This is a genomic window from Clostridium autoethanogenum DSM 10061 (assembly GCF_001484725.1).
GTDB classification, from domain to species: Bacteria; Bacillota; Clostridia; order Clostridiales; family Clostridiaceae; genus Clostridium_B; species Clostridium_B ljungdahlii.
This window is the reverse complement of sequence record NZ_CP012395.1, coordinates 3,850,401-3,873,806: the sequence shown is the minus strand read 5'-3', so window position 1 is coordinate 3,873,806 and position 23,406 is coordinate 3,850,401. Positions and strand designations below refer to the sequence as shown.

Genomic DNA, 23,406 nt, shown 5'->3' with positions numbered 1-23,406 from the left:
AGACTTTCTAACTTACTTAAACCATCAATTTATAAGATAGATTATACTCTATCTTTCGACTCCCTAGAAAGGAGGTGATCCAGCCGCAGGTTCTCCTACGGCTACCTTGTTACGACTTCACCCCAATTACTAACCCCACCTTCGGCCGCGTCCTCCTAAGTTAGACTACGGACTTCGGGTGTTGCCAGCTCTCATGGTGTGACGGGCGGTGTGTACAAGGCCCGGGAACGTATTCACCGCGACATTCTGATTCGCGATTACTAGCAACTCCAACTTCATGTAGGCGAGTTTCAGCCTGCAATCCGAACTGGGGGCAGTTTTTGAGGTTTGCTCCACCTTGCGGTCTTGCTTCTCTCTGTACTGCCCATTGTAGCACGTGTGTTGCCCTGGACATAAGGGGCATGATGATTTGACGTCATCCCCACCTTCCTCCGCGTTAACCGCGGCAGTCTTGCTAGAGTGCTCAACTAAATGTTAGCAACTAACAACAGGGGTTGCGCTCGTTGCAGGACTTAACCTAACATCTCACGACACGAGCTGACGACAACCATGCACCACCTGTATCCCTGCCCGAAGGGCTTCTCTTATCTCTAAGATATTCAGGGTATGTCAAGTCCAGGTAAGGTTCTTCGCGTTGCTTCGAATTAAACCACATGCTCCGCTGCTTGTGCGAGGCCCTGTCAATTCCTTTGAGTTTTAATCTTGCGATCGTACTTCCCAGGCGGAGTACTTATTGTGTTTACTGCGGCACAGAAGGGGTCGATACCTCCTACACCTAGTACTCATCGTTTACGGCGTGGACTACCAGGGTATCTAATCCTGTTTGCTACCCACGCTTTCGTGCCTCAGCGTCAGTTACGGTCCAGAGAATCGCCTTCGCCACTGGTGTTCTTCCTAATCTCTACGCATTTCACCGCTACACTAGGAATTCCATTCTCCTCTCCCGCACTCTAGATATCCAGTTTGAAATGCAGTGCCCGGGTTAAGCCCGGGTATTTCACATCTCACTTAAATATCCGCCTACGCACTCTTTACGCCCAGTAATTCCGGACAACGCTCGCCACCTACGTATTACCGCGGCTGCTGGCACGTAGTTAGCCGTGGCTTCCTCCTTGGGTACCGTCATTATCGTCCCCAAAGACAGAGCTTTACAATCCGAAAACCTTCTTCACTCACGCGGCGTTGCTGCATCAGGCTTTCGCCCATTGTGCAATATTCCCCACTGCTGCCTCCCGTAGGAGTCTGGACCGTCTCTCAGTTCCAATGTGGCCGATCACCCTCTCAGGTCGGCTACGCATCGTCGCCTTGGTAGGCCGTTACCCTACCAACTAGCTAATGCGCCGCGGGTCCATCTCAAAGCGGATTACTCCTTTAAATCAATTTCCATGTGAAAACTGATTATTATGCGGTATTAATCTCCCTTTCGGGAGGCTATCCCCCTCTTTGAGGTAGGTTACCCACGTGTTACTCACCCGTCCGCCGCTAATCCACTCCCGAAGGAGCTTCATCGCTCGACTTGCATGTGTTAAGCACGCCGCCAGCGTTCGTCCTGAGCCAGGATCAAACTCTTAATTTAAAAGTTTATATGGCTCTGTTGAAAATCAATACTAACTTCGCATTTCTGCGTCAAACCTTTCGCTGTGGTGCTCATTTACTTAAGTAAACTCCGCTCCTCACTCAAGGCTTTCCTTGAACTACTCGTTATTATTGATTTTAATATATTACATTTCAGCTTGTTAGCAAAATATAATACATTATTCTTACGAAATTACTTTTTTAGCTGCTCTCGCAGCTCAAAAGAATTGCTGGTTTATTCTAAATAAGTTGTACTTATATCTTCCTCTGTTTAATTTTCAAGGATCATTTTGCTGCCTCACTTCGACAACTTTTATAGTATATCATCTTTGTTTCAACCTGTCAACTAGTAATTTACTATGAATTAAACTTTCTAAGTTATCGTTCAGTTGCGACAGGAATTATATCTTATCACATCTATTTTATCATGTCAATTAGTAATTTATTTCCAGGTTGTTCATTACATTATATATCTTTTAGTAATATAATTAATAACTTTTATATAGTACTATGCAAACTGAATTACTATAATACTCTTGGTTGCGGGAGCAGGACTTGAACCTACGACCTTTGGGTTATGAGCCCAACGAGCTACCAACTGCTCCACCCCGCGTCATTATATACATTTATATTAACAACTATCCTTGGTTGTACTGGCCGCCTCTTGAAGCGACAAGTGATATCTTATCATATATGCAGATATAAACAACTAGCAATATTCGGTGTTTACCATACAATATTATAGCAATACCTCATTATGCTTCTATATACCCAATAATTCATATAGTGACACACCTGACATAGTTTGCTGAAAATAAGTATTACCTCTCAATTAGTATTAGTCAAATCTCCGACCTACTAGTATCAGTCAGCTCATTATGAAAAATGAGTTAGCAACTAACTGCTAACCACTTTTATCACTTTATGTTACTATCCACACCACTTAATACACTTTTTCTAAGTACATACTGCTCCTTATATACATTTGAATTGTTGGCATTTGGACTATATTTATTGATAATTTTTATATTGTTGACAAGTGCCTCTTTTAAGTCCTCTATATCACCTTCTGCATATGCACCAATAATACAATCTGTAAGTACAGCACCTCCTGACACTTCTAGTGTAATTGTTTCACTTTGCATAATGTCTGCTTTAATTTGATTCCACAAATCATCTTTACTTCCACCCTCAGTAATAGTAATTCTGTCTATTTTGATACCAGCATTTCTATAATCATTTGTAATTTCCATATAATCATAAGCAATAGCCTCCAAAACAGACCTCCATAAAGCAAATTGATCTGTATCCAAGGTCATGTTCAAAAAACAACCTTTTATCTTTGAAAATTGACCATATCCACCAGTTAAATATGGTAAGAAAATCACACCATTGCATCCCGGTACAACCTTTTCCGCTCCTCTGCTAAGCAGTTTATAATAGCTATCATCATCAGATTTTTGACAAATGTTATCCTTAAACCAACGCAGTGCCAGACCTCCAGTTCTAACAAATCCCCAGTAAAAATATGTATTTTCTAAAGTGCCGCTGTTAAAAATCAATTCACTTCCTCTTTTACTAAGCTCTGGAATAATCCCATTTGTAGAGACACAGAACATGGCACAAGTTCCTGCAACATCTACAGCCTTATTTGCTTCAAGAATTCCACTTCCCAGCATGGACTGCATTGTATCACCTGCACCAGCACAAATTGGTATGCCATGAGGACATCCCGTTTCCTTTGCTGCACTTTCCGATAACGTACCAATAATATTCCAGGGCTTTACAATCTTAGGCATATAGCTTTTAGCTATTCCTAATATATCAAGCTGCTTATCTGACCATTCCTTTTCATACACACGATATCCAAGGCCCCATCCTGACATAGTTCCCCAATCAACAAAAGCATCCTCACTCTCTAAACCTGCAAGATTCATCAAAATATAGGGAGCATTATGGACAAACTTTTTGCCTCTTTTTTGAAATTCTTTATTATTTGCTAAGATCCATCTTGCATGCAGTGCTGGAAACATACAGCTTGGATCAGCATTTCCGGTTTCCTTTCCCCAAATATCAAGATTCAATTTCTTAAGGACTTCAACATCACTCTGTGTTCTTGAATCCAGATAGTTTATGTAAGGTGTAATTGCCTTTCCACTTTCATCTATACCTACAATTCCACAAATAATTCCATCCCCCATAATTACTTTAATTAAGTTAGGATCAATTTCTTGTTTTTTTAACTGTTCTATGCACTGTTTCATGCCAAGTCTTGTAAGTAAAAGATATTCATCTGCATCCATATCAACCCATCCTGGATGAGGATATTTCAAAGTTGTCCTATTTGACGATTTTGCTACACATTTCATATTTTTATCATATACAGCAACCTTTACGCTTTGAGTTCCTGCATCAAAAGCAAGATAATAATGTTCCATTTTATATATTTAGCGAGAGGTACATAGAAATTGCAATCTCCCACTAAAGTTCGCCTCTTTTCTTTATCATACTATCCATATGTAATTTTAAGTAAAATAAAATAATCCCCTAGGTTCTCCTAGGGGATTGTAAACATAATAAACATATACATCTTGTTTATCCACCTTCTTTCATCCAGACTATACTGTCGGCTTCGGAATCTAACCGAATCTGCCATATGGCTTGCGGGCTGTACCGCCGATAGGGAATTTCACCCAACCCCGAAGGATATTTTATATAACTTTACCATTAATATATCATTATGCTTTTTCTCTGTCAATGCTCATATATTACTATAAACTAGGCTATTTCATACAATCAAATACTTTCTTAAAAAATCTAATGACTTAGATATTATTTCACATGTTCTATCATTATCATTAAATAAATCAAATGCATGTCCTCCTGTAGGATGATTATAGATATCAACAGTTAAATTGTTTACCAACGCTTTTGTAATAAACTTATCAAGTGATTCATTAAGTATTGGATTATCAAGTCCTGCTCTTGCAATAAATAATGGTGGAATTTTCTTTGAGTTTTCATCTATAAGATATATTGGTGAATATTTTTCTACTTCTTCATCTTCATCTGATATATTAATTCCAAGTAATTGTCCTGCATGTTTAAAATCGGTCAAGCCATAGTATGCAATAATACATTTAACATAATTAGAATACCTGTGCATACCTGCATATAATCCAAAAGGAACACCCCCTGAAAAACACCAGATAGCAATTTTATCCTTGTCTATATTTAATTTTTCATTATTTTCTACCAAGTATTTGATAAGGATATCTATATCACTATTAATTTCTTTAATGCTAAATCCTTCTGACAAAACTTTATGATTAAAAGTTACTGCATTTAAACCAGAAGCTGCTATTAACTTTCCCATTGAAGTATATTGTCCCACATCTTTAAAATTTACAAATTTCGCTTCCCCATGTACTAATATTACAACAGGTAATTTTTCCTCCTTCTCATTACTAAAAGGAGTATACATATCCATTAAGAATTCTTTCTTACCATTTGTTTTATATACTAGGTTTTTTAATATATTAACATTCTCCATGTTGTCTATCTTATAAACTACCTCTTTTTTTAAAATTTCCTCCATACTTAACATACTAAATTCTCCTCTAAAGCATTTATTTTTTGTTAACAAAATTACATCGTCAAATTTGACTTATGCTATAATTATAGTATTATATTTTTTAATGTTAAGTAGGCACATAAATGTGCTGTAGTACCCTTTTGGATACTACTTTTATGGGAGAAGGATAAAAAATGGATGATAATAATTGTATAATGATTCATAATGGAATACCATATAAATGCTCTATATCACTAGCACTAAGCGTTATCGGTGGTAAATGGAAACCTTTGATTCTGTGGCATTTAAAAGATAAGGTTTTACGTTTTGGAGAACTAAAACGCTCTCTTGATAATATAACTCAAAAAATATTAACTCAGCAATTACGTGAACTTGAATCTGATGGCTTGATAAATCGTCACATATACACTCAAATTCCTCCTAAAGTAGAGTATTCTTTAACTGAAAAAGGTAATACAGTTGTACCTATTTTAGAAATAATTAGCAAATGGGGAGCTGGCTATTGCAGCTCACTTAGTGTAAATAATTCCAAGAAACTATAATTTATCAGTTAAAATAAAACATTTTTTAACTCATTCATCTTCTATTTTTCTTCATTAAAACTCTTTACTAAATCGTTTATACCAAATCCTAGATTGTCTTTTACTCCATTCTCAATATCAAGCAGCATCTTAGTGTCATTTTCTCTATACTTTTTATAGCTCTCATTAAGCACAGCTAGATATTTTTCAAACTCTCCTTGAATAGGCTTAATTATCTTACAATACTTTTTTGTAAGTTCAATGCATCTAATAAAGCTGCACTTTACTTTCTCATCTTTCTTTAAAGATCTTACAAATTTAATTTGACTATTTACTGCAGTATTTTTAACGCTGTCATCATAGTTCAATATCTTTTCAGCTTGACTACTCATGATTCTCTTTAGTTCATCTAAATTATCACCATCTACCTTATCTAATTCTTCTATTGGATAGTCACTTTCGTCTACTTCCTCAGCAGAATCTAAAAATTCAACAAGCTTTAACCATACCCTCTTCTTTTCATCATTATCAATTGTAACTTCTAAAAATGGCTCATACATAACGACAAACATTTTTCCAAAATTTCCTGGAAATATTCTAAGCAAACTATTTGATATAAGTTCTTTTTTATTATCTCTAGACATTTCCAGTGTTTCCCGCAGCTTTTTAATTTGTTCTCCTGAATACTTATAATCATCTGGATTCTTTTCCATAAGACTTGATATGATCAACTTACTTTTTTCTAGATAACTTATGTTCTCATCTATTTTTTCTAAAGCGTCCATTAAAGCTTCCTGCAGTCCTTTTTTACCTGCAATTACATCCTTTATACCTTTTATTGGTATATCTAAAGTTCTAAGTGCTCCTATTAAATTTAATCTAATAATATCCTCATCTGAATATTCCCTATAATTGTTTTCAACATTTTTTAAAGGATTAATCAAGCCTTCACTTTCGTAGTATTTAATAGCCTTCTTAGTAAGTCCAGTCTTCTCTGCTGCAGCTTTTATATTCATACATATTTCCTCCCACCAATATCAATAAATCTTACTTTTTATATTAATGGTATCCCTAAGGTACATGTCAATATATTTTTTAGTAAAAAAAGAATAAAGTACATCTTGTCATTCTCAAATAATTAGTACTTTACTCCCTAAAATTTCAATTTATCCGATGACTAGCTGCTCTAATACTCCCACGCACACAGCGAAAGCGACTATCACCAAATCAAAGATTTGGGATATCTGCTTTTCTCTAAGTGAGAGTAAAGAGCAGCTACGTCCCTGGATAACGATTTCTAAACATCAGATGGAGTTTTGACTCCATCTGACGCGAAGAACTCTGTTTATATTACTCTACAAGTGCAATCATTTTCTTTCCAAATAGCATATTAGTTAAGGCAATAGCTCGTCCAACACCAATAACTGCCACTAAAGTTCCAATTCCAATTCCAACAATTTTTCCAGCACACACCAAACCAATAATTACAGTGATCATAACACTTGATATATCTGTTATATTTTTTGCCAGTCCAAGTCCTTTCTTAGTTCGCTCTGCTAGTGCCTGTGTAAAACCATCTGCAGCATTTGGAACAATCTTCATTTGGACTGTAATATATGCTCCAATTCCAGTTAGAATAATTGCTGCTGCAAGCAAAAGCAAATTCATTATTAAGTTATCACAATTTATGACTATCATATCATTAAAAATATTAATTATACGGCTAAATACAATACTCATGGGAACCTGTAGTAAGTCAAATGGACGAAATTCCTTTCCACGCAATGCTGCTTGTCCAGCTACACACAGTATGTAAATACACATAGTTGCATTTCCCAAGTTTATATTCCAAATTTTTGAGATAGAATAGGGTATTGAAATTATCGGTGATACTCCCAGTCCCGTTTTTGTATTTAAAATAATTCCTAATGCTAGTATCACAAGTCCGATACAGTACATCATTCCACGATAAAATCTCTTCATATACATTCCTCGATTCTTAATTTTGCTATAAATTTACATTTTTAAATTTAGCCACTCTATTTAGTAGAAATTATAAATTTTTAACTACTGTTTATTTACTCTTTTCACTTCCTTCGTATATTGTATATAAATAGTAATAATACTATTATATAAACTTTATAAATTAAAAATCAACTTATATGCAGACATACTTTTACAATAATGAAGCTCATCTAAATATTTTGTACATAAGTCTTAATAAAAAATTTATATCACTTTTAATTACTCTCGAACCTTTTCTTTAGCATATTTCCAATATTGAAACAGGATAATATACTTCACAAAGGGCAATATATAAATGGTCATTATTTAAGGAGGTGTCTATATATGAGTATATTAAATGGACTTTTGGGAAACAATGATGATAATAAAAGAGATACTGATGAGGATGAAGCAAAACTTCGTCTCCGTAAGGAAGAACTTGACATTACTAAAAATAAAGTTCAAAAAGGTGAAGTAGAGCTTAGCAAAGAAATCATTGAAGAGAAAAAAAGTGTAGATGTCCCTGTAACACGTGAAGAAGTCGTAATTGAAAGAAGAAACCTAGACAATGAAGCCTCTGATTCTCCTATAACTGATGAGGAAAGTATTAAAATTCCTGTCAGTGAAGAAAAAGTTGATGTAAATAAACACACAGTAGTATCAGGAGAAGTTTCAGCTCATAAGCGTGCCATAGAAAATACAGAGCATATAGATGAAACTCTTAAACGAGAAGAAGCTAAAGTAAATAAAATTGGTGATCCTAATGTAGTTGACAGTACAAGTAACCAGAGCTAGTTAAATTTGAGACACCTCACAAATTGTACACAATTCGTGAGGTGTCTTTCTAAACAATTGGAGGACAAAATTTATGGCAAAGACAAGTAATAATATCAATAGTACAACTCTTCAAATTAAAAAAGAACAGCTTGATATAGCAAAAAAGTGGATGCAAACAGGAAATGTAAAAATTCATAAAGAAACTTTCACAGAAGAAAAAAATTTTACTATACCTGTTGTACACGAAGAACTTATAATTGAGAAAGAGACCTTTAGCCCAGCTGATGTACAACATAAAGATAGTTCTACTGAATTTATACGTATCCCTTTGAGCGAAGAACAGGTAGAATTTGTAAAACATAAAATTATCTTAGAAGATGTATCCATATATAAACAACAAATTGAAGAGATACAGCATATTGAAGAAACCTTAAAAAAGGAGGAGGCTAAGATTAAAGTCTCTGGATCTCCAAGTGTGATTGACAATAAAAAGTGAGTTATACTACCTTTTCAACAAATATCTTTACAAGTTCTGGGTCAAATTGAATACCTGCATTCTTAATAAGCTCTTCTACAGCTATCTCCTTTGATAAAGCACTTCTATAAGCCCTCTCACTTGTCATAGCATCAAAAGCATCGGCTATTGCAATTATTCTTGATTTTAATGGAATTTCCTCTCCTTTAAGTCCTTTAGGATAGCCCTTTCCATCCCATCTTTCATGATGTGCTAAAACATACTCTGACATCTCCGCCATATCATTAACAGAACTTAAAATTCGATAGCCTATTTCTGGATGACGTTTAATTTTTTCCCACTCTTCATCGATAAGCTTACCTGGCTTATTTAAAATATTTTCATCTATGGCAACCTTTCCTATATCGTGTAACAACCCTACAGTCTTTAGTTCTTGTATTTCACCCTCCGGTAAATTCATAGCCTTTCCTAAAAGATTACAATATTCAGATACCCTATGAGAATGTTGTTCCTCTCTTTTATTTTTTTCATGTAGTGTATTTATAATGGCACCAATTGTTTTTCCTCTCATACTTGGGCTCTCAAAAAGCTTCTTTTTATACATGAAATCTTCTGCTTTTTTCAGTACTTCAAATACATTTTCATCATCATAATGCTTTGTATCAAATCCAAAAGAAATTGAAAGGTTTATTGACTCTACTTTCTCTTTTGAAGCCAATTCAGAAATACGCTTAAGTATTTTGCCTGCTTCAAGTTCATTTGTTTTCGGAAGCAGTATTACAAACTCATCTCCTCCTATACGTGATATTATACCTTTATCACTGCAGACATTGAGCATTACTGCTGAAACCTTTTTCAGCAATTCATCACCAGCAGCATGTCCAAAAGAATCATTTATTAACTTTAATCCATTAACATCAGCCATAACAATAGTAAGAGGAAGATTTTCTTTGCTATTTAATCTTTCAATCTCTTCTTCAAAAAACCTCCTATTGTATAGTCCTGTAAGTTGATCGTTATAGCTTAAGAATTCAATTTTCTTTTGATTTTTTCTTTCATCTGTAATATCTCTGCTTATTACAATAACCTCATTTTCCCTACATTTAACTATCCGAAGTTCATAATATTTCTTACCTACTGGTGTATCAATTTCGTATTGAAAACTTTCCAAAGAATTATTTTTAAGAGCAGCCTTAATTTTCTCAAAACCAGTTTCAGCTATTTTAGATGGAAGTACATTCCAAAGAGTTTTTCCTATGAACTCATTTTCAGGCATTATTAGCACAGAAGCATCTTTTATTTGACAGTCTTTGAAAACAGCATTTTCATCTACAACAAAGATAATGTCTGGAATAGCAGTTACTATTGCTCTATTTCGTTCTTCACTTTTCTTTAAATTTTCTTCACTTTTCATTAGTCTATAATATTGGCTTCGAAGTTCTTCTTCTATTGCAGCTAATTCATTATAAGAAGCCTCTATTTCTTCATTTGATACCAGTAACTCCTGTTTACTCTTATTCAAAGCATCATTTGCTTCTAATAATTCCTTTGTACGTACAACAACCCTTTTTTTAAGAGTTCTATTCCATAATAATAATAGAAGTATACTTGCCACTGATACCATTATTAAACTTCTATACTCTATTACTGTCTGATAGAAAGTTTTTTCTTCATAAACCCCAAGCCATTTATTATATATCTCATCATATTTTCCTGTAGCCTTAAGTATTTGCAGACCTCCATTAAGAGCAAATAATAAGTCTTCATTTCCTTTTTTTACAGCAATACAGTAATCATCAGGATTAATAACTAATCCATTACCCTTTATGTTTGAAATCTTATCTTTTTTCATAAAATAATGACCTATTATAGTTGAAACTACTGCATAATCATATTTGTTCATAGATATAAGTTTAAGTGCCTCCTCAGATGAATGAACTTTAACAAAATTAATGCCAAGATTCTGTTTTTTTAGATATTCTCCTGATATCTCATCTGATTCAACTACTACTGTCTTTCCTCTTAACTGGTTTATGTTCTTTATACTTTCTCCTTTTCTTGTAAATACATCAGCACCAGTTATTGCAGTTTTTGTTGTAAATGAATAAAATTTTTCCCTATCTTTAGAATAGAACATACCTGCTATGACATCTATTTTACCGTTTTCAAGTTCATCCATAGCTTCACTCCAGACACTTAGTTTAATCTTTACCTTAAACCCCATAGCCTCTGCTGCAGCCTTAGCAAGTTCTACATCAAAACCAGTTGGATTACCATTTTGATCTATAAAGCTATATGGGGGATAATCTTTATCATCACCTATTATTATTGTTCTGTCTGCTTTTTTTTCATCATTACCTAGCACCTTGTAAATAGCTTTTTTATTAGGATTCACACTTTCCTTGTTATCAGCAAACACTGCTTTTCCGAAATTATTACCCAATAAACAAGTTACTATTGCAATAAACACTATAATAAAAACTTTATGTTTTATTTCAATCATGCCCCCTTTCCTTTACAGTCATTTACATTCTGCTGTTGCATTAAAAAGTATGTATGTTTTTACATTTATTTTTATATCAAAGTAATACATTTTTTATAAGTATATCAGATTTATTAAACTTCTACACTAACATTTTTTACCATATAAAATAAAAATTACTACAGGAACTTAATCCTATAGTAATTTTTATTTTATCCCGTCTATTCTATTTTACACAGACCTATGGATGTTACTTAACTATGATAAAAATCATTAGAAATACTATTTAAACACACACTCAAATCACTGCACATCTTTCTATCTAGCAAGGTATTGGTGTCAAAATTTCAACTTGCGGAATTTGAGGCACATCATCTGCTGTTTCTATTTTAGGAACTTCTTGTATTTTATTTTGCTCTGCAGTATTACTTTGAGAAACTGTATTTTTCGAATTTGCTAATACATCTGATTTGCCTTTGCCATCTATATTATTATTTTTCCATTCTCCTTTATAAGTGTCACCATTTTTAAATGTATAAGTTTCGGCGTAGTTCAAATATGATGGACATTTCTATTTGAAATAATATGTATGGGAAGGTAGGAAATTAGGTAATTAAATAGGGCAGACGTAATTAAGCTTATTTTGAACTACGCCAAAAATTTCATATTTAATTTATGTAAAATCCTTGATATTAATTACTCAGTTTCACCACAGTTTCAATATAAGGTGTCATAGAAAAGCGATACTAGTATGCAAAGTTACTGATTTTGGGTAAAGATATACCTCTAAAATTAGGGGGTATATCTTTAATTTTAAGTTTAGATATATCATAAAACATTCAATTAGTTGCTTTTTATTCATTCACTCATATTTAAAAATGTATAGTACTTCTAAAGCTTATAGTCTACATATTTTCTATTCTGTTTGCAAAGGCAGTGATTTTGTCGGTTTAATCCCAATCCAGAGTAGAATACCAAATATAACATATAATCCTGACGTTAGCCAAAATGTTTTTTGATAACCGAGTAGTGCAGTAGGAGCACTTTGAATTAATATTCCAACTAAAATTGGAGAAATTGTGCCGGCCAAGGTAGCAATAGACATAACCATACCTACTGTCTTTGCATGATGTTTGGGATCAGTATATTGCATAATAATAGCTGGTGCATGAGTTGCCCATACTAGTCCCAAGGCACCAAGGCACATGAAAACAACAGCAAGAGCATTGGATCTGGTAATTGTCATTAAATAAACGCTTATTCCTGCACAAATCATGCAAATAGATATTACTGAAACACGAGCTTTTTTAACATCACCAGTATTCTTATAGATTTCATCTGAAAGCATGGATAATCCAAATTGTGCAATGAGTATAGTCATTATTGGGAATGCCATAACGCTAGCGCTCACCCCTCGAATTGTTTGCATATAGTTGGGCATCCATACCATTAGTATCGAATAATACCAATAGTTTCCAAAGAAGCCAGCCAAAGCAACCAGAAGAACATTTCTCGATAAAATCACTTTAAATGTTTCTTTCCAGGTCATTTTATCAATATTCTGCTTATCTTGCTTGGATTCTCTCACTTCCGTAAATTTTTTAGTAAATACTTCCCACAAAATCCACCACAAGAAACAACAAATACCAGTAAGTAAAAACACAGATCTCCAACCAAACCATGCTATTAAAATCCCACAAATCGGAGCCATAACTATCGCTCCAAGATTTCCACCTATAAGTGGGATTGACGATGCCAGTCCTAGCCTTCTTTTTGGTACAGATTTAGCTACCATCGTCATAGTAACAGCTTGGTTAGGTCCTTCAGCTGCTCCTAAAATAATACGAGTTATTAGTAAGTATGAAAAATTAACAGCAAAAATAGTAGCAAATTGAATGAGGGTCCAGGCAGCACACATCCAACTTATCACACGCTTTGTTCCTAATTTGTCTGCCAAAATACCTCCACTTACTGAAGATAATGAATATAGCCAAAAAAAAGCGCTCCCAACAAGTCCCCATTGGGCAGGCGATAGGTGATACTCATGCATAATAGGAACCGATACTAGACCAATGATCATTTTATCAGCAACATTAAGAAATTGAAAGAAAAACAAAAAAGAAATTATGATCCAACCGATTTTCTTTACATTTTTCTCTTCGCTTGTTGGATTTGTCTTCGATTTATCCCCTTTGTATTCCATAGACTATTTTCCTCCCTTATTATATAACGTGCACTTTAATTAAATCATACAATTAAACATTTTTTTGATTATCATATTATAGCCCATAATAAACACATTAATCGCCAAATTGTATTATGGTGATTAATGTATTTAGTCTTATAATGGTTGAGTTACTATATTATCATAGGTTCCACCTGTAGTTTGCTAGTTAATACTACCTGCTCAGAAATGCACCTCTTGAATTAATTACTTATAACTCTTTTTCTGTTAGTAACATGCATATTCTGTTAGTCTACGCTATCCAATTCAACTCCCTTATAACGTCCAATAGAAACTTCTTTAATAAAGAAACTCAAAATTACAGGAATCATCAGCACAGCAGCACTAACTATAGCCAAGACAGCTATATTGTAATTGTGCAAAATAGACGCCATTGGTGTAGGGAATACAAAACCTCCTACATTTGTCGAAATTCCAAATATAGCCACCGCAGCAGATCGTTCTGGCAAATAGGTAACATCATTAGCTACTGCAGGTGGTACAACATTAGCTACTGCATTACCAACACCAATTAAAAATGATCCTACAACAATAAGCGGAACCGTTCCAGTTAAACCAATTAAAAGAATACCAATTGCAGTTATCACAGGTGCTGTAATAAACCCAAACTTTCTACCATACTTATCCATAATTGCACCGCAAGGACTAGCAGAAACAAATGATCCTAAAGCACGAATTGTCATAAATATGGTAATTGTAGTCAATGGGAAACCAATCTGTGTAAAAGCAACTGGAAGTGCTATATTAACAAAATTTGCTCCAATATGAATGAAAATACGAAGCAACACAGCTAATAAGAGTGGAAATATTAATAATAGCTTAATTGCAGGTCTATTATGTTCTTTTTTTACATTTTCCACTACTGGTTTAGGATTAAGCTCCTGTTCTGAAAAAGCTTCACGAGGCCAATATTGCTGTAATTTAAGTCCCACTTCTTTTGTATCAAATTTTAAACTTAAAATCAATGCAATAGATACGAACTGAGCAATAAATCCTGCATAATATACAGATGTAGTTCCCAAATGGGTTACTAATTGTCCACCAACTAAATATCCTAATGTATTAGCCCCCATAACACCTAACTGTGCATATCCTGATGCTCTCCCCTTAAATTTAGCAGGATATAAATCGGTTACAGCAGTAGCAAATAGTGCCATAGCACCAACACCTATACCCAGTATAGCCATTGAAGCAAGATACAAGGTTCCACTATTAGAATTAATTGCAATTGCACCTAGCATATCACCTACTACATAGCACAACATAATTAAAATCAAAGATTTTTTTCTGCCTATCTTGTCTCCCAGCTTTCCAAAAGGTAATGCTGAAAACAAAGCAACAGCGGATAATAAAGTTAAAGGAATTCCCGCAGCTCCACTACCTGATAGAAGTTTCTTTCCTGTTAACGCCATGGTAGACAATGTAAATGTAAAACCAATAAAATTCAATAAATATGCCAAAACCAAAATAACTGTCATCTTTTTAATACTACTTGGTATAGAAATCTTTTCTTCCATATATTTTCCTCCTCATTAATATTGTGCATAAATTTAGCCACAGATACGAAATGCAATGAGAAATAACTACCTCAAATTTGTTGTGTACATCCAACTTACTTTTTTGCTCTAAAGAAACTTAATTATAAAAGATCATTAAAATTAAGTGTTGAATAGACTTATGTAAGTACTGATATGCTTCGTCGTATCTGTGGCTCTCCTTAAAACCTTTACAATAGTGGTCTTAATATAGTATCAATACAAAATCTTTAATGTAAACTTTTGATACTATCTTCTATTACTAATCAACTACTACAAATTTGTATCCATACATCCAAGTAGAATTGCTTTCACGATGGAGTTTCTTTAATACCATTTCCACCCTTGCACCTTCTACAATTTTAGGAATATCAGTATCCGCTACTTCTGCTAATATTGTAGCTCCATCATCTAAACGAATTACAGTAGAGATTCTAGGAATATTTTCACCGTATCCAAAATGCACTCCTGTTGCTTGCCAACATATATTAGCCATTACAATAGTTCCAGTAGTAGGATGCTTAAATGGTTCTAAGTTTCTGCTATTACAAGTTGAGCATACAGTTCTTCTTGGATAATGAATTGCACCACAATCTTTACATCTAGTTCCTTCAAGAAGATATCTGCCCCTCCTCTCACGCCAGCTTCTGGTTGCACTAGCAGTTGTATGTCTATAAATCTGTTCTTGAAATTCTGCACTCATCTTGATTTCCTCCTTTTAAATATTAAGCTTCTTTTCTCTTAAACTTATCATTTGTCAATACTACAACTGTCATATGGGCAAATGCACTACCAACACATGCTGCAACACCTACTTTTGCATCCTTTACCTGTCTTTCTCCTGCATCTCCACGTAACTGAACTACATCTTCAATTACTTGATTCAATCCGTCTGCGCCAGAAGCATGTCCTCTTGCGATGTTACCACCATCTGTATTAATTGGTACAGCACCACCATCTAGCATAGCTTTTCCTTCTATAAAGTACCTTCCGCCTTCTCCAAATTTTGTAATTCCCAATCCATCTAAGAACCAGAATGACCCCGCTGTCAAATCGTATACTTGAGCTACATCAATATCCTTTGCTGTTATACCAGCCATATCGTAAGCATCTCGTGCTGCTGCAATCAACGCTACAGATTGTCCGTAAGTTTCTTCTTTCTTTAAGCCTTCTGGGAAGTCTGGTCCCATTGGTGGCTCACCTACTCTATGTGCTATGTAATGTGATGTACAAGCCAAACTAATTCCTTCAATAAATACAGGTTTATCTGTATAAAGATATGCATCTTCCTCTGGTACTAAGATAGCTGCTGCTGCTCCTTCTCCCATCATACTAAAACATGAATTAGCATTTTTTAGTGATTCAAACTCAGGCATTGGCTTTCCATATACAGATGCTTTTGGATTCATTCTTCCATAAGTATGTGCTGCATAAGACATAGCTGCATAAGAAGTGTAATCTTCGTAACCATAATGTTTCATATAGTAGTTACTCATAAGTTCAAATCCATCTCTGTGTCTAAATCCAAACATATAATCGTACTCAGTATCGAAACTTATATTAATATTTTCAGTATAATTAATGTTATCTCCTTCTTTTTCAAATCCCATAACTAAAACTCTTTTGTATTTTCCAGATGCGATCATTTCCCATCCTGTATTCAATGCAACTGCACTTCCTGAACAATTCATAGAATGTGGAAATACAGGTGCTGGAGCAATACCAAGTAAATCAGCAACACTGCCTCCTATACCGCCTTGTTCATTTACTCCTTCTCCATGGTAAGCAATAACGCCTCCATCAATATCTCTTGGTTTTAATCCTTTTGCGTCTCCAATTGCTTCATAAGCAGCATCAGCTACTAAATCTTTCCACGTTTTATATGGATGAATATTTCCTGGTTTTGCAGTAGTACCAATTCCTACAATTGCCGCTCTCTTTAATTTTTCTTTCATAATCTTACTCCCTCCTTATAGATATGCGTTTAATGGATATGAATGCCTAATATATTTATACTCGGACTTTATAGCTGTTTTATAGTCAACCATAGTCTTATTCTCAACTAATGATTGAATAGTTTTTGCCTTTCCTCTTATTTGATTAATAGCATCTGTAACTGTAAGTGCAATTGCATCTGCTCCAGCTCCGAATCCATAAGAAACTACCAAAATCTTATCTCCAGGTTTAGCAACATCTAAAACTTTTGCTAATCCTATCATAGCGGAAGCGGATCCTGTATCGCCAATAGCATCTGCATATATAGAAGGTGCCACCTGCTCTTTTGTAAAACCAAGCTTACCTGCAATTCCATAAGAAGTTCTTGGAGTATTCTGTTGGAATACAGCATATTTATAGTCTTCCGGTTTTGAACCTAATTTCTTCATTAGATTCTGTCCTGCCTTTACTGTATTGGCATATAACCCAACTTCATTTTTGGCACTGCCAAGAAGCATACCTGATCTAATATAACGTTCTCCTTCCACACGGAACCCATCAGACAAATCGAATGAATATGATTCTATTCCATCGATGGTCGCAATAACTTCTTCCGTTCCTAATACAACTGCACAAGCACCTGAGGAAGCATATGGCTCCAATAAATCTCCTGGTGCTGTATGACGGTTTATTGTATCTACACCAATTGCCATTGCCTTATCACTTATTCCTGAACCAACCATAGCCATTGCATTAATCATAGCAGTAGTTCCGGATTTAGTAGAAAACTGTACGTCCACACATTTTGTAGTATAATCCATATCTAATGCTTCCTGAACAATTGTACTTGAAGGTCTTGAATCATATGGATTTGTACAAGTACCATAATATAAAGCTCCTATTTCTTTTGCATTTCCATTTTGTTTAAATGCTTCTTTCGCAGCTGCTACAGAAAAAGTATTGCAATCCTCATCAAATCCAAGAACCCCTCTTTCTTTTACCCCTTGTTTATTCTTAATTAGATCCAAGGAACTATTCTGCCATAATTCAATAATTTCCTCCACAGCTAAACGTTTTTTTGGTAAAGACACACCATAACTTATAATACCAACTTTATTCATCATTTTCTCCTTTCATTTTGTTCTGTATACAGAATGATTTACAAGAATATTATATCATTTTGCCTATATTTCTGTCAATATAGTTTATTTACTTTTTATTTTTGACAATTTTTTTGTTAAATGCGTTTTTATGTTCTGTATCATGAACGTATTGTAATGCTTTACTTTGCTATTATTGCATTTTTTACTAGCCGATAGTATAATAAGTAACACATCAAAAATAAAGTTAAAGGGAAGGGGCACAATAAATTATGTCAACTAATACAAACGTTCCAGCTGTGGAGAAAGCCATGCGTATACTTTTGCTTATGTCATCCTCACCCAAAGTATACTGGGGTGTTTCCGAAATAGCCAGCAAATTATCCTTAAGTAAAAGTACAGTTCACTCAATTTTAAATACAATGATTAATTTTGGATTTATTGAAAAAAACACTATTACTGATAAATACTCTTTAGGAACTGCTTTTTTCAACATTAAAACTTCCTATTTTGAAAACAACCCTATCTGCAAGTCATTTCATGATGTAGTAAACAAGATGCATCATGAATGCCCAGAATGTATAAACTGCTTTATTTTAAAAAACAACAAAGCTTATATTATTGATTCTTTCAGCAGTGGTCTAAATTATTCTCTACGAGTTGAAATGCCTATCAATACTTCATTGTCGCCGCTATATTCAAGTGCGGGAAAAATATTGTTGAGTAACTTAAGTGATATTGAGATAGAGAAAATATACTATTCCGAACAAGTATCTTATTCAAACAAGAAAATACCAAGCTTATCCATGTTTCTCTCCCAGATTCACGATTCTCAAAAAGTTAGATATGCTTTCAATAATGAAGAATTTGAATCAGGCGTATGCAGTGTAGCTGTCCCTATTTACAATTCTTTCAATAAAATAGTTGCTGCAGTCAATATAGTAGTTCCAGAAGCACGTTTTTCTGATAAAAAAACTTATTATATTGCCATTATGCAAAAAATTGCTGCCGATATTTCTCGTCAGCTTGGCTATGAATCTACTTCACAAGACTAAAATATCAATATTCGCATTCGTTTGTTTTATAGTCATAAAATACACTCTACATACTAAAAGGATTCCACATGTAATGCCTCCATATATTAAAAAATCAAATAAAGATAAGTATATAAAAATACCATCTCCTAAAAATATCATTATAAAAGGAAATGGTATTTAATATTCCAGAATAAGGGCTCTTATGGATGGTGAACTTGTTTTGATAGATTATTAAGATGAACTTCAACTCATCTTAATAATCTGGTATTTTATAGAATTAACGAAGACTATGTTTACAAATAGTTTATATCAAAAGATCTACGCTAATGCTAAATCAACATAAAAATTATATTCTGTCCTTTTTAGCATTTTCAACAACTTTAGGTGGATATAATATATACAGTCCATTCTTATTCTCTATTGTAGAATTACTCAATACCTTTAGAATCTCGTCATTTGTAATCATATGCTGTCAACGTATTTTCATATTGAAAATAAAAAATCACTAACATATAATTTTAACTGTGCCCTGTCTACTTGACAAAGCACAGTTCACCATAAATGATAGTGATTTTTATATAGCTTATCCTAGTTCAATTTTGTTTTGCTTAGCATTGTCCTGCTCTAGCATATCAGCTGGAACCTTTTTCTTAAGTGTAAGCATAGTAACACCTGCAATTACCAGTGATACGGCCAAACACATATATGCCGCTGTATAAGAACCTGTACTAGTTTTTATAAATCCAACAAAATAAGGTCCAGTAAATCCTCCTAAATTTCCTATGGAGTTAATTAGACCAGTAGCACCAGCCGCTGCAGGACCAGATAAAAATGACGTAGGTACTGCCCACCATACTCCCATTCCTACATATACACCAATGGCAGTAACACAAGTGAATATAAAGCTTAATACAGGATTAGAAACCAAAGCTCCAAGTGCCATACCTACAGCACCAATAAAAAGTGGAATAGCTATATGCCATCTTCTTTCTCCTGTTTTTGAGGTAGAATTACCATTAATTATGAAACCAATAAGTGCTGCTGTCATTGGTATTATAATTAGCCAGCTGACACTAGAATTACTCAATCCTGATACTGATTTGAGTACTGTTGGCAGCCAAAATCCAAATCCCCAAAATCCTGTAACCCACATAAAATATATAAAACATAATTTGAGAACTGTCTTATCTTTTAAGGCTTCCCATAATGTATATTTCTTTATTGAATTTTTTACAGCAATTTCTCTTTCGTATTCTGTTCTTATTGTCTTCTTTTCTTCTGGAGTTAACCAATTGACGTCTTCAGGAGAATCCTTCAGCCAAAAAATAAGAATGATTCCATAAATAAAAGCCATAGTTCCTTCTAAAATAAATAACATCTGCCAACCTTTAAATCCAAAAGCTGCAATACCTAATATTACACCTGCTAAAGGAGAACCAATAATACTTGAAACCAGCATTGAAGTTAAAAGTATTGAGAGTGCCTTAGGCCTTTCCTGTTCATTAAACCAACGAGGAACAATAGCTGAGTAACAAACTGGATAAAAACTTGCCTCTGCAGCTCCTACTAAAAAACGAACAATATAAAATTGAAGTTCCGTATGCACAAAACCCATAAGAGCAGTAACTATGCCCCAAGTAAGCATAATTCTAACAACCCATTTACTTGGACTTCGCTTCTCTGCAAATACAGTTCCAGGTACCTCAAACACTACGTACCCGAAAAATAAGATTCCTGCTCCCATTCCAAAAACCTGTGCGGTAAATCCTAGATCTTTATTCATCGTCAAAGCAGCATAGGATATATTGAGTCTGTCAATATACGCCAGCATAGATGCTATAAACAATGGCAAAATAACATTCAAATATTTTCTTTTAGTAACACTACCTTTAATATTCATAAAATAAAGCCCCCTTCTTTTATTCCTGTATAATCATATTTCTATATTGTAATTTGCCCCAATTTTTTTAATATTCCAATATTAAATTATCCTCCTTTCCTATTACACATATTTTAATGAATAAAAAAAATCTTTCATCCTTATAAACACATTTTAATATGTTTATAAGGACGAAAGATATATTTCCGTGGTACCACCTTACTTGCAATTAGATACACCAATTGCCTCTCAATTCAGGTCAACTTTAAATAAAAAACTTTATTTAAAATAAACCCTAACCATATATCGCTGGTATACGTCCTCGTTTACTTGGCAAAAGCCTTTCTACTTGGAAACTCCGGAGTGATTTGCATATTTTCATTAACACCAACTTGCACCAAACGTTGGCTCTCTTAAGTTAATAGATTAAATATTTCTTTCTCCATCACAGTTTATGCTATTAAGTATATTATTTTTTTTTGAGATTGTCAAATGTTTTTTGGGAATATTTATCTGACCCAAAATAACTTTATATCTTAAATTTCTGAACCATTTCATTAAGTTTTTGAGCAAGTTCCGCTTGACTTTGTGCAGTTTTGGATACCTCTACTATTGCTTTTGCCGTTTCATCAATGCTTGCCATTATCGTTTTTGAATGTTCACTAGAGTTTTGTGCATTTTCTGCCACATCCTGCACTGCATTGCTTACTTGATTCACTGTGGCTGTAAGCTCTTCAGACATAGATGCAATTTCCTCAGACATTCTGCTAACAAAATCAGAATCATCATAATATTGACTTCCCATGTTTCCAAAATCCTGGAATTGTGGATCTACATCTTCATTTATAAATTTTAATACATCATTACCATTTTCAGATAGATTTTTAAATGCATCCTGAACCTTTATAATAGTATCTTGAATACCTGTTACTGCTTGTGAAGATTGTTCTGCAAGTTGTCTTACCTCTTCTGCAACTACTGCAAATCCTTTGCCTTGTTCTCCAGCCCTAGCCGCCTCTATAGCCGCATTTAGTGCAAGTAAGTTTGTCTGTTCTGATATATCTGCAATAGTGTCCGCCATAATCTTTATATCATCTACCACTTTTCCATCTTCAATTGCCTGCAGCATATGATTTTTCTTCTCTTCATATAAATTTCGTACTTCCTTTATTGCATCCTTACCTTTTTTCTTAACTTTAACAGCTCTTTCTTTAGATTGGTTTGCATTATTGCTTCCTTCTGTAGCTTTACCAGACAGTTCATTAATACTAGAATCCACTTCTTCAATAGATGCTGTTATTTCTTCTGATGATGCACTGTTTTCCTGAATTCCAGATGTTATATTCTTTACTGCACCATCTATCTCCTCTGCTTTTGCCGATAACTCTTCTACTGTAGCAGAAAGTTCTTCACTAGATGCACTAATCTCCTGTGAATTTGCCATTATTCCTTTAATTAACTCAGTTAAATCTTTCTGCATCATATATACTACATCGGCAAGTTCTCCTATTTCATCTTTACGTCCAAGTGGTACAACTGTAGTAAAATCTCCTTTGGCTATAACTTTTATATTTTCTACAGCTAATTCCAAAGGGCCTGCTATGCATGAATTTAGCAATAATACTAAGCCTATCGCAAATATTAGTCCAGCTATTATTAGTATAGTCATAATTTTATTGCTGTTTAAAAATTCAGAATGGTTACTTGAATTTTTGATTTTTGCATTGTCATTATTTAAACTAATTAGCTTATTAAGACTTGAAAACATAGCATCTCTTGTCGTTGATATCTGTCCGTATTGTTTAGCTGCCTCATCAAAATTTCCTGCATCAATAAGCTTAATAGTGTTTTCCCTTAAAGTTATATACTTACTAGAATAACTTTTAAATTCAGCCCACATTTGTTTTTCTGTGTCATCTTTAGTAAGCTTTTCATAATTCTCAATATATTTATTATCTTCGTCCTTATTTATTTGGATATCCTTTTCTAAATCGCTTTTTTTTGAAGCATCTTTCACATAAACCAATTGCAGCATATCACTTTTTATTTCTGTTAAATTTTGTTTCATGTCTGTAAGCATATAAACACTCTGCAATCTATTGTTGTACATCTCTTCAGAATTTACACTTACTTTCTTTAATGACGTTCTACCTGTAACACCAGCTGCAACAATTAATAGAGCCATTATAGTAAAAGATAGTATCAATTTTGTTCTTACTTTAATATTTTGAAAAAATTTCACCTTG

At 34.0% G+C, this 23,406-nt stretch carries 17 protein-coding genes, 1 tRNA gene, 1 rRNA gene, 1 riboswitch and 1 other annotated feature; of the genes, 4 read left to right on the top strand and 15 right to left on the bottom strand.

Annotation, left to right across the window (positions count from 1 at the left end):
* Window positions 1–67: 67 nt before the first annotated feature.
* From CLAU_RS17590 to CLAU_RS17575, 4 genes are all read right to left on the bottom strand, one after another.
* Window positions 68–1,576 (bottom strand): 16S ribosomal RNA (locus CLAU_RS17590).
* Between the two features lie 536 nt (window positions 1,577–2,112).
* Window positions 2,113–2,188 (bottom strand) — tRNA-Met (locus CLAU_RS17585).
* 304 nt (window positions 2,189–2,492) lie between these two features.
* On the bottom strand, window positions 2,493–4,013 hold the full coding sequence (locus CLAU_RS17580) for an FGGY-family carbohydrate kinase (RefSeq protein ID WP_023163266.1): 1,521 nt from the start codon (window positions 4,011–4,013) through the stop codon (window positions 2,493–2,495).
* Window positions 4,014–4,172: 159 nt separating this feature from the next.
* A riboswitch (FMN riboswitch) is annotated at window positions 4,173–4,286 on the bottom strand.
* A gap of 77 nt (window positions 4,287–4,363) precedes the next feature.
* Complete coding sequence (locus CLAU_RS17575) at window positions 4,364–5,182, bottom strand: dienelactone hydrolase family protein (protein WP_013238155.1); 819 nt, start codon at window positions 5,180–5,182, stop codon at window positions 4,364–4,366.
* A gap of 161 nt (window positions 5,183–5,343) precedes the next feature.
* On the opposite strand from CLAU_RS17575, the gene CLAU_RS17570 reads away from it, so the two are divergent.
* Entirely contained in the window at window positions 5,344–5,712 is a 369-nt protein-coding gene (locus CLAU_RS17570; RefSeq protein WP_013238154.1) for a winged helix-turn-helix transcriptional regulator, read from the top strand.
* Between the two features lie 41 nt (window positions 5,713–5,753).
* Here CLAU_RS17570 and CLAU_RS17565 read toward each other — a convergent pair whose 3' ends face one another.
* Both CLAU_RS17565 and CLAU_RS17560 read right to left on the bottom strand, forming a co-directional pair.
* On the bottom strand, window positions 5,754–6,707 hold the full coding sequence (locus tag CLAU_RS17565) for a MerR family transcriptional regulator (protein WP_023163265.1): 954 nt from the start codon (window positions 6,705–6,707) through the stop codon (window positions 5,754–5,756).
* Between the two features lie 334 nt (window positions 6,708–7,041).
* On the bottom strand, window positions 7,042–7,674 hold the full coding sequence (locus CLAU_RS17560) for a YczE/YyaS/YitT family protein (RefSeq protein ID WP_023163264.1): 633 nt from the start codon (window positions 7,672–7,674) through the stop codon (window positions 7,042–7,044).
* Between the two features lie 366 nt (window positions 7,675–8,040).
* Between CLAU_RS17560 and CLAU_RS17555 the strand changes: the two genes are divergently transcribed.
* Together CLAU_RS17555 and CLAU_RS17550 are read left to right on the top strand one after the other, a co-directional pair.
* Window positions 8,041–8,490, top strand: a complete 450-nt coding sequence (locus CLAU_RS17555) for a YsnF/AvaK domain-containing protein (RefSeq protein WP_013238151.1) — start codon at window positions 8,041–8,043, stop codon at window positions 8,488–8,490.
* Between the two features lie 73 nt (window positions 8,491–8,563).
* Window positions 8,564–8,968: a YsnF/AvaK domain-containing protein gene (locus tag CLAU_RS17550; RefSeq protein WP_023163263.1), complete on the top strand. Its 405-nt coding sequence runs from the start codon at window positions 8,564–8,566 to the stop codon at window positions 8,966–8,968.
* A 1-nt stretch (window position 8,969) separates the two neighbouring features.
* Here the strand turns inward: CLAU_RS17550 and CLAU_RS17545 are convergent, their stop codons facing one another.
* The 7 genes from CLAU_RS17545 to CLAU_RS17515 form a co-directional block, all read right to left on the bottom strand.
* A complete protein-coding gene (locus CLAU_RS17545) occupies window positions 8,970–11,450 on the bottom strand; it encodes an HD domain-containing phosphohydrolase (RefSeq protein ID WP_023163262.1) in 2,481 nt (826 codons plus the stop codon).
* Window positions 11,451–11,751: 301 nt separating this feature from the next.
* The gene (locus CLAU_RS17540; RefSeq protein ID WP_023163261.1) at window positions 11,752–11,985 is read right to left on the bottom strand and encodes a hypothetical protein; all 234 of its coding nucleotides are present in this window, start codon (window positions 11,983–11,985) and stop codon (window positions 11,752–11,754) included.
* A 360-nt stretch (window positions 11,986–12,345) separates the two neighbouring features.
* Window positions 12,346–13,632, bottom strand: a complete 1,287-nt coding sequence (locus tag CLAU_RS17535) for an MFS transporter (protein ID WP_023163260.1) — start codon at window positions 13,630–13,632, stop codon at window positions 12,346–12,348.
* A 269-nt stretch (window positions 13,633–13,901) separates the two neighbouring features.
* On the bottom strand, window positions 13,902–15,191 hold the full coding sequence (locus CLAU_RS17530; RefSeq protein WP_023163259.1) for an MFS transporter: 1,290 nt from the start codon (window positions 15,189–15,191) through the stop codon (window positions 13,902–13,904).
* A gap of 280 nt (window positions 15,192–15,471) precedes the next feature.
* Window positions 15,472–15,912 (bottom strand): Zn-ribbon domain-containing OB-fold protein, encoded by a 441-nt coding sequence (locus CLAU_RS17525; RefSeq protein ID WP_023163258.1) that lies wholly within the window; start codon window positions 15,910–15,912, stop codon window positions 15,472–15,474.
* Between the two features lie 22 nt (window positions 15,913–15,934).
* Window positions 15,935–17,164 carry a thiolase family protein gene (locus CLAU_RS17520; RefSeq protein ID WP_023163257.1) on the bottom strand — a complete coding sequence of 410 codons (1,230 nt, stop codon included), beginning with the start codon at window positions 17,162–17,164 and terminating at the stop codon, window positions 15,935–15,937.
* Between the two features lie 15 nt (window positions 17,165–17,179).
* Complete coding sequence (locus tag CLAU_RS17515) at window positions 17,180–18,265, bottom strand: hydroxymethylglutaryl-CoA synthase (protein ID WP_023163256.1); 1,086 nt, start codon at window positions 18,263–18,265, stop codon at window positions 17,180–17,182.
* Between the two features lie 251 nt (window positions 18,266–18,516).
* On the opposite strand from CLAU_RS17515, the gene CLAU_RS17510 reads away from it, so the two are divergent.
* Window positions 18,517–19,299: an IclR family transcriptional regulator gene (locus tag CLAU_RS17510; RefSeq protein ID WP_023163255.1), complete on the top strand. Its 783-nt coding sequence runs from the start codon at window positions 18,517–18,519 to the stop codon at window positions 19,297–19,299.
* Between the two features lie 565 nt (window positions 19,300–19,864).
* Here the strand turns inward: CLAU_RS17510 and CLAU_RS17505 are convergent.
* Together CLAU_RS17505 and CLAU_RS17500 are read right to left on the bottom strand one after the other, a co-directional pair.
* Window positions 19,865–21,181 (bottom strand): MFS transporter, encoded by a 1,317-nt coding sequence (locus tag CLAU_RS17505; RefSeq protein WP_023163254.1) that lies wholly within the window; start codon window positions 21,179–21,181, stop codon window positions 19,865–19,867.
* Window positions 21,182–21,344: 163 nt separating this feature from the next.
* Window positions 21,345–21,618: a binding site (T-box leader), on the bottom strand.
* Window positions 21,619–21,689: 71 nt separating this feature from the next.
* A complete protein-coding gene (locus CLAU_RS17500) occupies window positions 21,690–23,402 on the bottom strand; it encodes a methyl-accepting chemotaxis protein (protein WP_023163253.1) in 1,713 nt (570 codons plus the stop codon).
* Between the last annotated feature and the right edge of the window lie 4 nt (window positions 23,403–23,406).

What these genes read in the sequence shown, in the direction of transcription:
- CLAU_RS17580 (WP_023163266.1), bottom strand. Translation starts at nt 4,013, where the DNA reads ATGGAACATTATTATCTTGCTTTTGATGCAGGAACTCAAAGCGTAAAG.
- CLAU_RS17575 (WP_013238155.1), bottom strand. Translation starts at nt 5,182, where the DNA reads ATGTTAAGTATGGAGGAAATTTTAAAAAAAGAGGTAGTTTATAAGATA.
- CLAU_RS17570 (WP_013238154.1), top strand. Translation starts at nt 5,344, where the DNA reads ATGGATGATAATAATTGTATAATGATTCATAATGGAATACCATATAAA.
- CLAU_RS17565 (WP_023163265.1), bottom strand. Translation starts at nt 6,707, where the DNA reads ATGAATATAAAAGCTGCAGCAGAGAAGACTGGACTTACTAAGAAGGCT.
- CLAU_RS17560 (WP_023163264.1), bottom strand. Translation starts at nt 7,674, where the DNA reads ATGAAGAGATTTTATCGTGGAATGATGTACTGTATCGGACTTGTGATA.
- CLAU_RS17555 (WP_013238151.1), top strand. Translation starts at nt 8,041, where the DNA reads ATGAGTATATTAAATGGACTTTTGGGAAACAATGATGATAATAAAAGA.
- CLAU_RS17550 (WP_023163263.1), top strand. Translation starts at nt 8,564, where the DNA reads ATGGCAAAGACAAGTAATAATATCAATAGTACAACTCTTCAAATTAAA.
- CLAU_RS17545 (WP_023163262.1), bottom strand. Translation starts at nt 11,450, where the DNA reads ATGATTGAAATAAAACATAAAGTTTTTATTATAGTGTTTATTGCAATA.
- CLAU_RS17535 (WP_023163260.1), bottom strand. Translation starts at nt 13,632, where the DNA reads ATGGAATACAAAGGGGATAAATCGAAGACAAATCCAACAAGCGAAGAG.
- CLAU_RS17530 (WP_023163259.1), bottom strand. Translation starts at nt 15,191, where the DNA reads ATGGAAGAAAAGATTTCTATACCAAGTAGTATTAAAAAGATGACAGTT.
- CLAU_RS17525 (WP_023163258.1), bottom strand. Translation starts at nt 15,912, where the DNA reads ATGAGTGCAGAATTTCAAGAACAGATTTATAGACATACAACTGCTAGT.
- CLAU_RS17520 (WP_023163257.1), bottom strand. Translation starts at nt 17,164, where the DNA reads ATGAAAGAAAAATTAAAGAGAGCGGCAATTGTAGGAATTGGTACTACT.
- CLAU_RS17515 (WP_023163256.1), bottom strand. Translation starts at nt 18,265, where the DNA reads ATGAATAAAGTTGGTATTATAAGTTATGGTGTGTCTTTACCAAAAAAA.
- CLAU_RS17510 (WP_023163255.1), top strand. Translation starts at nt 18,517, where the DNA reads ATGTCAACTAATACAAACGTTCCAGCTGTGGAGAAAGCCATGCGTATA.
- CLAU_RS17505 (WP_023163254.1), bottom strand. Translation starts at nt 21,181, where the DNA reads ATGAATATTAAAGGTAGTGTTACTAAAAGAAAATATTTGAATGTTATT.